Annotated in this window: 12 protein-coding genes; 9 read left to right on the forward strand and 3 right to left on the reverse strand. The window is 62.6% G+C overall.

The window, feature by feature from the left end; genetic code table 11:
• Window positions 1–63: 63 nt before the first annotated feature.
• Window positions 64–198: an FAD-dependent oxidoreductase gene (locus tag LDP01_RS23835; RefSeq protein WP_527249059.1), complete on the reverse strand. Its 135-nt coding sequence runs from the start codon at window positions 196–198 to the stop codon at window positions 64–66.
• Here LDP01_RS23835 and LDP01_RS00930 point away from each other — a divergent pair.
• The gene (locus LDP01_RS00930) at window positions 160–492 is read left to right on the forward strand and encodes a hypothetical protein (protein WP_224089649.1); all 333 of its coding nucleotides are present in this window, start codon (window positions 160–162) and stop codon (window positions 490–492) included. The genes LDP01_RS23835 and LDP01_RS00930 overlap by 39 nt on opposite strands.
• On the opposite strand, the gene LDP01_RS00935 is transcribed toward LDP01_RS00930, so the two are convergent.
• Both LDP01_RS00935 and LDP01_RS00940 read right to left on the reverse strand, forming a co-directional pair.
• Window positions 479–1,777 carry a Y-family DNA polymerase gene (locus LDP01_RS00935; RefSeq protein ID WP_224089651.1) on the reverse strand — a complete coding sequence of 433 codons (1,299 nt, stop codon included), beginning with the start codon at window positions 1,775–1,777 and terminating at the stop codon, window positions 479–481. The genes LDP01_RS00930 and LDP01_RS00935 overlap by 14 nt on opposite strands.
• Complete coding sequence (locus LDP01_RS00940; RefSeq protein WP_224089653.1) at window positions 1,770–2,201, reverse strand: LexA family protein; 432 nt, start codon at window positions 2,199–2,201, stop codon at window positions 1,770–1,772. Before LDP01_RS00940 ends, LDP01_RS00935 begins: the two co-directional genes overlap by 8 nt.
• Window positions 2,202–3,320: 1,119 nt before the next feature.
• On the opposite strand from LDP01_RS00940, the gene LDP01_RS00945 reads away from it, so the two are divergent.
• From LDP01_RS00945 to rpe, 8 genes are all read left to right on the forward strand, one after another.
• Entirely contained in the window at window positions 3,321–5,555 is a 2,235-nt protein-coding gene (locus tag LDP01_RS00945) for a CLIPPER-2 domain-containing protein (RefSeq protein WP_224089655.1), read from the forward strand.
• A 105-nt stretch (window positions 5,556–5,660) separates the two neighbouring features.
• Entirely contained in the window at window positions 5,661–7,142 is a 1,482-nt protein-coding gene (locus tag LDP01_RS00950; protein WP_224089657.1) for a SpaH/EbpB family LPXTG-anchored major pilin, read from the forward strand.
• Between the two features lie 229 nt (window positions 7,143–7,371).
• Window positions 7,372–7,551, forward strand: a complete 180-nt coding sequence (locus LDP01_RS00955) for a hypothetical protein (RefSeq protein WP_224089659.1) — start codon at window positions 7,372–7,374, stop codon at window positions 7,549–7,551.
• A 37-nt stretch (window positions 7,552–7,588) separates the two neighbouring features.
• On the forward strand, window positions 7,589–8,542 hold the full coding sequence (locus tag LDP01_RS00960) for a PD-(D/E)XK nuclease family protein (RefSeq protein ID WP_224089660.1): 954 nt from the start codon (window positions 7,589–7,591) through the stop codon (window positions 8,540–8,542).
• A gap of 50 nt (window positions 8,543–8,592) precedes the next feature.
• Window positions 8,593–9,165, forward strand: a complete 573-nt coding sequence (gene def / locus LDP01_RS00965; protein ID WP_224089662.1) for a peptide deformylase — start codon at window positions 8,593–8,595, stop codon at window positions 9,163–9,165.
• Window positions 9,162–10,082 (forward strand): methionyl-tRNA formyltransferase, encoded by a 921-nt coding sequence (gene fmt, locus LDP01_RS00970; RefSeq protein WP_224089663.1) that lies wholly within the window; start codon window positions 9,162–9,164, stop codon window positions 10,080–10,082. The genes def and fmt overlap by 4 nt, the downstream gene beginning before the upstream one ends.
• Window positions 10,060–11,631, forward strand: coding sequence for a transcription antitermination factor NusB (locus tag LDP01_RS00975; RefSeq protein ID WP_527249060.1), 1,572 nt, complete (start codon window positions 10,060–10,062; stop codon window positions 11,629–11,631). Before fmt ends, LDP01_RS00975 begins: the two co-directional genes overlap by 23 nt.
• 109 nt (window positions 11,632–11,740) lie before the next feature.
• A complete protein-coding gene (gene rpe / locus LDP01_RS00980) occupies window positions 11,741–12,427 on the forward strand; it encodes a ribulose-phosphate 3-epimerase (RefSeq protein ID WP_224089664.1) in 687 nt (228 codons plus the stop codon).
• Window positions 12,428–12,500 lie beyond the last annotated feature (73 nt).

Consider the following 12,500-nt stretch of genomic DNA (forward strand, 5'->3'; position numbering starts at 1 on the left):
AGGAACAGCCCACGCCCCGTCCGGACGGATGAGAGCGCCGGTTGCGAGAGTTTTTCGAGGATTTCATCGGCGGCTCGGCGGCTCGGCGGCTCGGCGGCCGGAGCAGGCGGCGCCATCCATGTAGCCGCTCCAGACTGTTGTGGTCTGTGCGCCTGCCCAGTGGATCTGGCCTACGGCTGGAGCGAGCACCCACCGCACTGGATCCAGGCGCTCGCATCGGCCCCAACCAGCTTCCGCGCTGCACTCAGGCAGGCCGGGCCCGCTCCCACTGCTGCCCGGGAACGGGGATTCGAGCTGCCACCCAGTGGCCGGCGGCTCCCGGCGCAGCGTGAACGTATGCAGCTCGGTGTTGGTGCTGGGCATTTTGGCCTGGACCTGCCAGTACTCAACGCTGGCGACGTCCCCGGCGCCGACAGCTACGCGGTGCAGGCTTCGGGTGCGAGAGTCACTGCGGTTTCCTTTCTGCTGTTGCTGCCGGTCAGGCGGCTTTGACGAGGGGGAGTTCGTCCCAGTGGGTGGTGTATCTGGGGGAGAGCATGTCGCGTTTCATGGACCAGTCCGGCCCGTTTTTTATGCCGGCATGGCCCAGTCCAATGGAGCCACGGCCGTATCGTTTGCTGACCTCTTCGACGAGGATGCCGATGCCGCGTTCTTCGTGCGGGTTCTCGAACAATTCCAGGGGCTTCTGATTACCGGTCGGGCGGAGGTCGGTGACCATGATCCCGGCGCGGACGTACTTCACTCCCTCGTGGACCTGGGGGAGTAGGGCGTGGGCTGCCCTGGTCAGGAGCACAGGATCAGCGGTGGGCATCGGCAGGGCCAAACACACCGACGGGCAGGACTTTTCGTTTGGTTTGAAGTGCGACGTTGCTGCGAACGCGGTGAGAACTTTGGCTTGCAGGTCATGCTTGGCCAAGCGGGCACTGGCCATCTGCGCGTAGACGCTCATGACCTGCCGCAATCCGGCACCGGTGGTGATTGGTGTGGAGAAGGACCGCGAGAAGATCAGCTGGTCCCGGCCGATGCGTTCTTCCTCCATGGGAATGCACGGAGTGCCTTGCAGCTCCAGAACTGTGCGCATCATGACAATGGAGAACTTGTCGCGGATCGCCACAGGATTAGCCCGGGTGAGGTCCAGGATCGAGAAGATTCCCATCGCGTTCAGGCGCTTGGTGAGTCTGGTGGCCACGCCCCAGATTTCGATCACCGACAGCTTCGCCATGAGTGCTTCCCGTTGCTCGACGGGTACAGATTCCCAGCGGCAGACGCCATCGAACCAAGGGTTCTTCTTGGCCCATTTGTTGCACAGCTTGGCCAGCGTTTTCGTGGGCGCGATGCCCACACAGACAGGCACGCCGACGTGGCGCCTGCAGGCTTCTTTCATCGTCCGGCCCAGCTGCAGCAGCTCATCGGGTTCACCCTTGACGCCCAGGAATGCTTCGTCGATGGAGTAGACCTCCAGCCAGGCTGAATACCTGCCCAGCAGCTCCATGACCCTGGCTGAAATGTCCCCGTACAGTTCGTAGTTGCTGGACAGGGCCACCAGGCCCCATTCCTTGGCCCGGGGGCGCAGTTTGAACCACGGCTCGCCGAGCCCAATGCCCAGACGCTTGGCTTCCGGTGAACGGGTGACCGCGCAGCCGTCGTTGTTGGAGAGAACTATGAGCGGTTTACCCTCCAGTGCGGGATTGAAGACACGCTCGGCTGAGGCATAGAAGCAGTTCACGTCCACATGCGCTATCTCCTGCATCCGGCGCATGATTGCGGGCTTAGACATGGTGCAAACACCGTGTCGCAACGCCCCAGATGGTCAGGTCCGAGAGCGCAGGAACCTTGATGTCAGGAAAGTCCGGGTTGTCGGCCTGCAGGACGACACCGTGGGCGGTGATCCTTAGCCTCTTGATGGTCAGCTCGCCGTCAAGAACAGCGACAACGACAGATCCGTCCTTGGGCTCCAGTGCGCGGTTGACGATCAGCTCATCGCCGTCGCTGATGCCGGCCTGCTGCATGGACTGCCCGGTGACTCGGACAATGAAGGTACTGGTCACGTCCTTGATCAGGTGCTCGTTCAGGTCAATGCGACCGTCGAAGTAATCCTGGGCCGGTGAGGGGTAGCCAGCAGCAACCGCTACCGGTGCCATCAGTACAGCTACCAGAGAGAGTCCCGCATCTATCACACGGGGGCCAACTATCACGCCCACAACACACCTTTTTTCGAATATATGTTCGAATTAAAGTGTACGCCGTTCCACCGACAGAATAGGGACTCCACCAAGTCGCATTCGGTGCCTTATGCCCGGGGGTGTGTGACCGGCCAACCGGAGGTGACCGGCCACACTGCACGTTGGCCAGGACGGGGGGTTGTCCCCCTGTTCAACGTGGTACGCACTGACCTGCGTACTCAGTCCGGACAAACTGTGCAGGCGGTGCGCTTGTGACGGGGGCCAGAAGCCACAGTCTGTTTTGCTAACAGAGATTCCGTGGCCTTTGAGCCGCGCGTCTACGTAGTGCGCGTTAGCAGAGGGTAGTGACGCGTTTTCTCAGAAAGCTTTCCTCGGTGGTGATTTCATCCAGCACTCCGGGACATCGAAGGCCGCGAAGGTTGCCGGCAGGTGATGGGCCAGAGCCGGTAGTTCGGCTTTGGCAGTAACCATCCTGCGCTGGAGGGCATCAAAGTCCACCAGGCTGTTGTTCCAGATGACAGCCTCTTCCGGCCAGCTCAGGATCCTGCCAGAAGGTCCGAGTTCCGGCCCGGTCGCCTTCCTGGGGAGCCCCGAGCTTCTCAAAGAGTTTTCGCTTTTCGCGACATGAACTTTTCCAATCCCGCACTCCTTTGACTGGAGACCCGACCTTGCCGGACGCAATCGGTCAGGCTCCGCAACATATGTTTGGCCGTCGGCTGTGGGGTCTGTCGGTCACTGTTCATTGGAGAGAATCCCTTGAAGTATCTGCTTGGGAAAATAACAGCCTTCGTTGCCGTATTAATGGTCGTTTTTGGCGCACTTTCAATGGGGGTGCTCCACCTAAGTCCATCAGCTCACGCCTACGAAGTAGCAACCAACCAGGCAAACGTTACCGGCGGAGCGGCTATTTTGACGATGCCAGGATCCGGTCTTACGGCCACCTATGATCAATCCGGACTGACTGACCTCGTGGGACAGTCAACGATGGGCAGCCGTGGATATGTGGCCTCTGATTTCTCACAAAACATTGGGACTGGGTCCCCGGCTGTTGAATTCGCTACCAACGCGGTCAATAATTGCGCGGCAACCGGTCCCTGTAGCGGCTTGGGGACGGTCACGATCGCGTTTAGCCAGCCCGTGAAGAATCCTGTGCTCAACATCGCTGGCCTCGGTGGAAACGTGACTTGGTACGACAACAAGAAAGGACCTGTCGACCGCCAGTCCCAGCTCCACGCCGTGTTGAATCTCGCAACCGCGGGCTTGACGATGACCAAGCTTTCCGGTGGAAACCTTAGCGTGTCGGGAAATGCCATTACGGCCACTAACGACAACGCAGGTACTCGGTGCGAGACGACCACCCAAACGAACGATCCTCAGCCTGTAAATGCCCAAGCGACTGCGGCCTGTGGGTCTGTCCGTATCAATGGCATTGTGACCTCGTTGACGTTCGATATCAGCGCGGTCTTTGTCCAGACCACCAGCGCGCTTCCGCCATACACGATCAACGACGCCCAAGATCCAAACCATAACGCGGACAACTTCGTCATGGCGGTGACTGTTCCGCAGGATTTTGGTGATGCGCCTGCTTCCTACGATCAGAACAATGCTGCGCGGGCGGATCTGTCGGATGTGACGTTGGGGGCGAATGTTACTGAGGACAACGCGTCGGTGGCGAACGGCACGGTTTCGCCGAATGCGGGTGCGACGGCGGCTTTGGACCTGATGGACGACGGCGTGACACTGGCTCCGATGGTGCAGGGTTCTACGGGTTATTCCACGACGGTGGCGATCAGCGGGGCGGGCAAGCCGGGCACGACGTGTGGGTGGATTGATTTCAACAGGAACGGGATCTTCGACAGCGCTACCGAGCGGGCCTGCGCCTCCTTCGCGGCCGGTGCCACGTCGGCGACGCTGACCTGGGCGGTCCCTGCCGGGGTGGGTGCGGGGACGACGTATGCGCGGTTCCGGATCGGTTACACGACCGCCCAGGTCCAGGTCCCGATCGGTGCATCGGATTCCGGTGAGGTGGAGGATTACCTCTTCACTGTTGCTCCCTCGTCCGCTCCGGCGATCACGTTGGTGAAAACGGTGAACAAGACCACGCTGGTGGCCGGTGAAACGGCGACGTACACGTTCGTGGCGAAGAACACGGGCAACGTGACGCTGACTTCGGTGGTGATCACCGAAACCCTGTTCTCCGGAACGGGCACGATGTCGGCTTTGTCGTATGCCTGGCCTGGCCTTCCGGGGATTCTTTTGCCGGGGCAGTCCGTGACGGCGACCGCAACGTATGTGGTCACGGTTTCGGATGTGACCACGGGGTTGGTGACCAACACGGCGAAGGTCACCGGGAACCCGCCCCTGGGGTTGCCTGTTTCGGCAACCGATGATGCGCAGGTCACCGCGCCGGCTGCGTGGAAGATCAAGAAGAGCGCCACGGTCAACGGGTCCGTTCCCGCAAACCAGTCCGTGAGCCCTGGCCAGACCATCGTGTATACGGTGACGGCGTCCAGTATCAGCGGCACCATCACCGGGGTGGTGCTGAAGGACAACCTGGCAGAGGTCCTGGATGACGCGACGTTTGTGGCCGGGTCAGCGACCCTGGTCATCGGCACCGGAGCGCCCGTGCCGGTGGCCAACCCCGTACCGCCCTCCACGGTGCTGACCACGGCGGCGTTCACGCTGCCGGCCGGTCAGACGGCCACCCTGACGTACAGTGTGCTGGTCAAGGCCGGGGCATGGAACGAACAACTCGTCAACGTCGTGACGGGCACCTCGACCACCACACCCCCGCTGACCTGCGCACCCTCTTCGGGGGCGGCCGGCCCTGACTGCACCACCACCCATCACACCCCGGCGAAGGTCCTGATCGAGAAGATCGGCGAGTCCTCCGGCGGGACCTGGGTGCCGATGGCCGGCTCCACCTGGGCGGTGCACGTCGATAACGCCGGCACCCCCGGTGCCGTGCTGGCCAGCCCCACCATCACCGCCGTGGCGGGGCAAACAGGCCGGTTCCAACTCGAAGGAATCCAGCCCGGAACGTACTGGCTTGAAGAAACCACCGCCCCGGACGGGTTCAACCTCCTGGCCGAACCGGTGAAATTCACCATCGCCACCAACGGCACCGTAACCCTCGGACAAGGCTCCACGGGTCAAGGCTCCGGCTCCGGTGGGGTTGTGACCAGTACCGACGCCGATGGTGACGGGATCTTCCTGCTCACGGTCCGGGACGTTCCGGCCCTGGAGCTGCCCGAGTCCGGCGGCATCGGCTGGTGGCCCTTCACCACCGCAGGATCGGCCCTGTTGCTGGCCGCCCTCGCCCTGGCCCTGGCCGCCAACCACCGCCGGCAGCAGCCCACTACTACCACTTAGAAGAGTTCCCTCCTGGCCCTGTGCGTGTTGCGGGGCGGGGCGGTGCATGTCCATCTCCGAGTACCACCTGTAGGAAGAACCATCACGATGAAAGAGGAAAACACTGTGAGTAATCACCACACCGGGCGGCTTTGGAAGACCGCCGCCGCCACGATCGCCGGGGCGGTGTTGGCGATGTCCTTCTCCGTGGCCCCGGCTTCGGCTGCGCCCCTGGTTGACGGGGACATGACCGGTTCCATCACGGTCCACAAGTTCGAACGTCCCTCCACCCCGACGGGCCTGCCGAACAACGGCACGTCCGTGGACACGACCGGCCTGACACCGTTGGCCGGTATCGAGTTCACCATCGAGCAGGTCAACACCATTGACCTGTCCACCAACGCCGGCTGGGACGCCGCGCACAACCTCTCCAGCGTCTTCGCCCCGGCCGATCCCAACGGTTCGATCACCGGCGCCGGGTACACCCTGGGTGCTGCCCAGGTGAAGACCACCGACGCTGCCGGCACCGCAGCCTTCACCGCCTTGCCGGTGGGCCTGTACCTGGTGACGGAAACGAACTACCCGGCCGGTGTGACACCCTCGGCCCCGTTCCTGGTCTCCGTGCCGTTGACGGACCCGGATAACAACGACAACTGGATCTACGACGTCCACGTCTACCCGAAGAACTCCGTCGCCGGTGCTGAAAAGACCGTCACGGACGCCCCGGACGTGAAGCTCGGGGACCAGATCGACTTCACCATCACCGGTGACATCCCGAACGAAGCCGTCATCGATGGCTACAAGATCGTGGACGTCCTGGACCAGAAGCTGACCTACATCGGCGCGTCCGCGACCCTCGCTGACGGCACAGCCCTGACCGCGGGCACGGACTACACCGTGAACTTCGACGCCGCGAACAACACCGTCTCGGTCATCTTCACCCCCGCCGGCCTGGCCAAACTGGCAGCCCACACCGACACCCGCGTGCAGGTCATGGTCAACACCAAGGTCAACACCATCGGTGAAATCGAAAACGAAGCCCTCGTTTACCCCAACGCTGCCAGCTTCACCATCGCCCCGGGCCAGCCCGGCGGCCCGGTCGTCACACCCCCGGTCGTGACCAAGTGGGGCGAAATGACCCTGCAGAAGGTCAACGAGAACGGTGCAGCCCTTGCCGGTGCCGCGTTCTCCGTCTACACCAACGAAGCCGACGCGAAAGCCGGAACGAACCCGGTCGACCTCAACGGCCAGAGCGTCTTCACCGTCGCCGCGGACGGCACCCTGACGATCTCGGGCCTGCGTTACTCGGACTGGGCCAACGGCGCAGCCGTGGCACCCGGAACCCCGGACTACCGCACCTACTACCTCGTGGAAACCACCGCCCCGGCAGGCTACGAACTGCTCGCCGAGCCGGTCTCCTTCCTGATCAACAGCACCACCACCGGCGTCGGGATCGACCTGCAAGTCAAGAACATCCCCTCCAACAGCGGCTTTGAACTGCCGCTGACCGGTGGCGTCGGAACCGGCATCCTCTACGCAGCAGGAGCCCTCCTCGTCGCCGGCGCAGCCCTGATGCTCGTCCGCAACCGCCGCACCAACAACAACTAACACCCACTGCAGGGCGCCGCTACCGCGGCCCCCGCAGCAACCCCAAGTGGGGAAGAACGCCAACCACGCGCTCTTCCCCACTTGCATTCCCCTCAGCACTCTCCATAACTGCCGCACTTCAAAACCGCCGCAGCCCTGTTGATGGTCAACTGCTGCGATACCGAGCCACGTTCGGTGCATGCGGAGCATTCCAGCGTCACAAAAATGCCGGCCAGTGCACAGCGTCAACATGAATGGAACAACAGAACCTGAAGACTCCGAGGCACTCCTGAAGGACTTGGCCACGACGTCGCCCATCCTCGCGGCAAAGCTCGCCCGCCTGCCGGCTGAACAGGCGGCCATGATCTTTGGGGAACGGCCCGTCGAAGGCGGAATTCGCCCAGCAAGAGCAGGCGCGCCTGGCAGCTGAGGGGAATTCTGTCGGTGCTCTGTGTCAGAGTCTTTATATGACTGCTCCACTTCTTGCCCACGCTACCGACTACGGACGAATGTACGCCCGCTCCACAACGGAGCAATTCTCTGTCCCCTCCATCACCACGGTGATAGGGCAGCAGGCGCACTCCCTGGACGGTTGGTTCAGTTATATGGGAGCAAGCAGCTTGGCCGCAGATCCCGAACTTCCAGCCTTGCTTGGCAGCCCGGCGAGGATCCGGCAGGCGGTCAACAAAGCTTCCAAGGCAGCTGAGGTCTACAGGGACCAAGCTGCGGCAAGAGGCGATCGCGTCCACAATTACTGTGAGCAGGTGGCCTTGCGCGCCCTGGGTCGTCCGCATCGGATGCAGGAATGCCGTGATGAGCTTGCCTCCCACGGTGAGCAGGCCTTTGCAGCCCGCTTTGACGAATGGTGGGAGCTGTACAGGGTGGAGCCCCTGGCTCCGGAAATCACTGTTTGGAACAAGACTGTTGGCTATGCCGGCACGCTGGACCTTGTTGCGAGGATTAACGGGCGCATCTGCCTGATCGATTACAAGACCAAGGGCACCACCCGCGATGGCACTGTCAAGGCACTCGACGACAAAGTCGTCATGCAACTGGTAGCGGGAATGAAGGCGGAAGAGAGCCTCGTTGACCCGGTAGCGGGGGAGTGGGAGCCGTGGAAGTTTGGTGCGAATCCAATGCTGCTGGCCGTGGCTATCGGAGAAACGGAAGTAAGGCCTCAACGAGCCAACCCGGATGTCCTTAAGCACCATTGGTGGAAGTTCTGTGCCCTGAGACGGGTGTGGGAGATGTCTGCCGATGTAACTGCGGCTGGGCAGGCACTCATGCCCGTCCCGCCGCCGTCGTTCGTCTCGCCCTCGTTGGAGCCGGCGTCGCCGTCGTTGGAGTCCGCCTCCCTGGTGCCTGCAGGCGCTGGGACCAGGGACAGCGGCAGCAGCTTGCACTCAACTAAACTGGCTTAGGCTCCGCAACAGCCGGACCAGAGTGTGACGATCGTGAGGACTGACAGCAGATGGCAATTTTGAGTATCCGAATCATTGGGGATCCGGTGTTGCGCACCGTAGCCGATCCCGTTACTGAATTCGGTCCGGAGCTCGCCAAGCTGGTAGCAGACATGATGGAAACCATGGAGGACGTGGAAGGCGCAGGCCTCGCCGCACCCCAGGTGGGCGTTAGTAAGCGGGTCTTCACCTATCGCATTGGCGGTGTAGAGGGACACATCATCAACCCGGTCCTGGAAAACAGCGAAGATTTCCAACCGGATGAAGTTGAGGGCTGCCTCTCCATACCCGGCCTTGGTTTTCCCGTGCGCCGTCACCGCGCAACGCGTGTCACGGGTGTGGATCTCAATGGCAATCCCGTAGAGGTTGAGGCCGAAGGTATGTTGGCACGTTGCTTCCAGCACGAGACCGACCACCTGGACGGCGTCCTTTATACGGACAGGCTGGAGGGCGAAGACCGAAAAGCCGCGCTGCGTGCCATCCGAAACGCCAACTACCACGCTGTGACGGAGCAAACCACATCCAAGCGGGCAAGCTCTGTTGGTTCCAGCTTTGGTGGCGGCAGTTTCGGGGCTCCCGAGTGAGGGTCCTCTTTGCAGGTACTCCGGCAGTCGCCGTCCCATCCTTGGATGCTTTGGTCAAGGCTGGCTTTGACATCGTTGCTGTCCTGACCCGCCCGGATGCACCGTTGGGACGCAAGCGGGTTCTGACGCCGTCACCGGTTGCCGCCCGGGCCGAGGAACTTGGCATCGAGGTCATTCGCGCTGCCAAGGTGGACGCTGACACTACGGCACGAATTGCTGAAATTGCTCCAGACGTAGCCGCCATCGTGGCTTATGGGGGAATCGTGCCTCGCGCTGCCTTGGGCGTTCCCCGGCACGGCTGGGTCAATCTCCACTTCTCGCTCCTGCCCGCGTGGCGTGGTGCTGCTCCGGTGCAGCGCTCCATCATCGCAGGTGACGACGTCACTGGGGCGGCTACCTTCCAGTTGGAAGAAGGGCTGGATACGGGCCCGGTGTTTGGGACGCTAACCGAAACCGTGCGGCCGGCTGACACCGCTGGTGATCTTCTTCAGCGCCTTTCCGTGAGTGGCGCCGTCCTCCTCAGCCAGACGCTGTCGGCCATCGACGCCGGTCAGGCGGCGCCCCAGCCGCAGACCGGCGAGGTTTCCCTGGCCCCCAAACTCTCGCTCGAGGACGGACGATTGGACTGGCAACAGCCGGCGCTTGCCCTGAATCGAAGGGCACGTGGCGTTACGCCCGAGCCCGGCGCGTGGACCACGTTGGAGGGTCAAAGGATCAAGCTTGAACCCGTGGGGCTCCGGCCCGACGTCAAGGACATTGCTCCCGGAGCGGTCCGGGTCGATGGAAAGTCAGTGCTGGTAGGCACTGGTTCCCATGCAGTGGAGTTGGGGCGGATTCAACCCGCCGGCAAAAAGATGATGTCGCCGGCCGACTGGGCCCGCGGCTTGGCTGCACCTGAGAAAGTGGTATTCCAATGAGCGAGTCCGGCCGGCGAGGCCCCAACAACAGCGGGAGCCGGGACGGTGGCGGACACGCCAATCGTGGAGGGCCCGTAGCGACAGCAAGCGCAATGCCCAGGGCAGGGAACGAAACAGGGGGCCACAGCGGGGTTACTCCAATAACGCCCCGTCGCAGCGCACGCGTCGTGCTGATCCTGCGCGTTTGGTAGCTTACGAAGTCCTCCGCGCCGTTGCGTCGGAAGACGCGTATGCCAATCTTGTCCTTCCTGCCAGAATCCGGGAACATCGGCTGGACCGCCGCGACGCTGGTTTTGCAACCGAGCTGAGCTACGGTGCATTGCGGGGACAGGGCACCTACGATGCCATCCTGGCCCGCTGCGTGGACCGGCCCCTCGAACAACTCGACCCAGCGATCCTTGATGCCTTGCGCATCGGCGCACATCAGCTGCTTTCCATGCGCGTTCCTGCCCATGCTGCGCTGGACCAAACCGTGGGCCTTGCCCGCGCGGTCATCGGCGCCGGGCCGTCTGCGCTCATCAACGCCGTCTTGCGGAAAGTCACCGCCCACACCATGGCCGAGTGGATGGACGTCCTGCTGGAGCAGGAGACTGACGAGACCAGGATTGCTGCACTGCGTCACGCACACCCGGAATGGATCGTCCGCGCACTTCGCCAGTCGTTGGTGAACCATGGAAGATCCAAAACCGAAATTGAAGCCCTGCTGGAGGCAGACAACGCGGCGCCTGTGGTTAATCTGGTTGCTCTGCCAGGGCTGGGGAACCTTGAGGAAGCTTTCGAAAACGGGGCTGCGGCTGGAGAGCTGGTAGAGGACTCCGCGCTGTCGGCCGGAGGCGACCTTGGCAGGCTCGAGTCGGTCCGGAGGGGAACTACCCGCGTTCAGGATGTCGGCTCACAACTCGTAGCCCGCGCAGTTGCAAGCGTCGATCTGGGAGCCCCTGCCGGCGAAGGAGAGCGGTGGCTGGACTTGTGCGCAGGGCCGGGAGGCAAAGCTGCATTGCTTGCCGCCCTGGCTCACCGTGATGGCGCCACCTTGCTCGCCAACGAGCCTGCACCGCACCGCGCCAAGCTGGTCCAGCAGGCGTTGTCTGCGGTACCTGCGGAATCCTGGACGGTGCGGACCGGTGATGGACGTGAGGTCGGCGACGAACAGCCCGACTCCTTTGACCGGGTATTGGTGGACGTTCCCTGCAGTGGTCTTGGTGCCTTGCGCAGGCGTCCCGAATCACGGTGGCGCCGTGCACCCAAGGACATCGCGGACCTTGGTCCGCTGCAGCGAGAACTCCTGGTTTCGGCTATCGACGCCGTCAAGCCCGGAGGCGTTGTGGCCTACGTGACGTGTTCACCCCACCCGGCGGAAACCACAGCCGTCGTGGGTGATGTCCTCGGAAAACGTGATGACCTTGAGCTGCTCGACGCCGGCAAGGCACTGGACGCTGTAAGCCTCTCGGGAAGCCTTGGGGCCGGGCACGAGCTTACGGCCCAGCTTTGGCCGCACGTTCACCACACGGATGCCATGTTCATGGCGCTCATCCGCAAAAAGTCCTAGCTCCGTAATTAGCCCTAGCTCCGCAAAAAGTCCTGGCTCCGCAAAAGTCCTGGCCCGCCATCCTCGCTTGAACACAAATCGATAAAACAACTGACCCAAAGGGGCTGCCTTGTCTCAGTGCTGTATCAACCCGAGCATCCTGTCCGCCGACTTCGTCAACCTTGAGGCGGAGCTGCAGCGGATCGGCAACGCCGATGCCGTGCACGTGGATGTCATGGACAACCACTTCGTTCCCAACCTGACGCTTGGCCTGCCGGTGGTACAGCGGATCCAAGCCGTCAGCCCGGTTCCCTTGGACGCACACCTGATGATTTCAGATGCTGACAGGTGGGCACCTGCCTATGCGGACGCGGGCCTCGCGTCGGTGACGTTTCATGTCGAGGCTGCCATGGCGCCTGTCAAGCTTGCCCGTGAACTGCGGGCCCGTGGTTCAAAAGCGGGTATGGCATTGCGGCCTGCCACTCCGGTTGAGCCGTATTTGGACATGCTCAGCGAACTGGACATGCTCCTGATCATGACGGTTGAACCGGGCTTTGGTGGCCAGTCCTTCCTGGATATCACCTTGCCCAAGATCCGCCGCGCCCGCGCAGCCATTGACGGATCCGGAATCGGCGTGGCCATTCAGGTGGATGGCGGGATCACCGAGGAAACCATCCTTCGCGCAGCTGAAGCGGGGGCGAACGTCTTCGTGGCAGGCTCAGCTGTGTACGGGGATGAAGACCCTGCCGCGGCAATCGATCGGCTCCGAGCGGCCGGGTCCAAGGCAGCAATGGCGGGCGGCTCGGCGAAACCGTGACGACCGTCATCAGATGTTACGAAGATTGCGGGGAATAGCTCAGGCATCTCCGCAGTTGTGGCAGAATAGCAAC

The sequence above is a fragment of the Arthrobacter sp. StoSoilB13 genome (assembly GCF_019977255.1).
In the GTDB taxonomy this organism is placed as follows: domain Bacteria; phylum Actinomycetota; class Actinomycetes; order Actinomycetales; family Micrococcaceae; genus Arthrobacter.

What these genes read in the sequence shown, in the direction of transcription:
- LDP01_RS00935 (WP_224089651.1), bottom strand. Translation starts at nt 1,777, where the DNA reads ATGTCTAAGCCCGCAATCATGCGCCGGATGCAGGAGATAGCGCATGTG.
- LDP01_RS00960 (WP_224089660.1), top strand. Translation starts at nt 7,589, where the DNA reads ATGACTGCTCCACTTCTTGCCCACGCTACCGACTACGGACGAATGTAC.
- def (WP_224089662.1), top strand. Translation starts at nt 8,593, where the DNA reads ATGGCAATTTTGAGTATCCGAATCATTGGGGATCCGGTGTTGCGCACC.
- LDP01_RS00955 (WP_224089659.1), top strand. Translation starts at nt 7,372, where the DNA reads ATGAATGGAACAACAGAACCTGAAGACTCCGAGGCACTCCTGAAGGAC.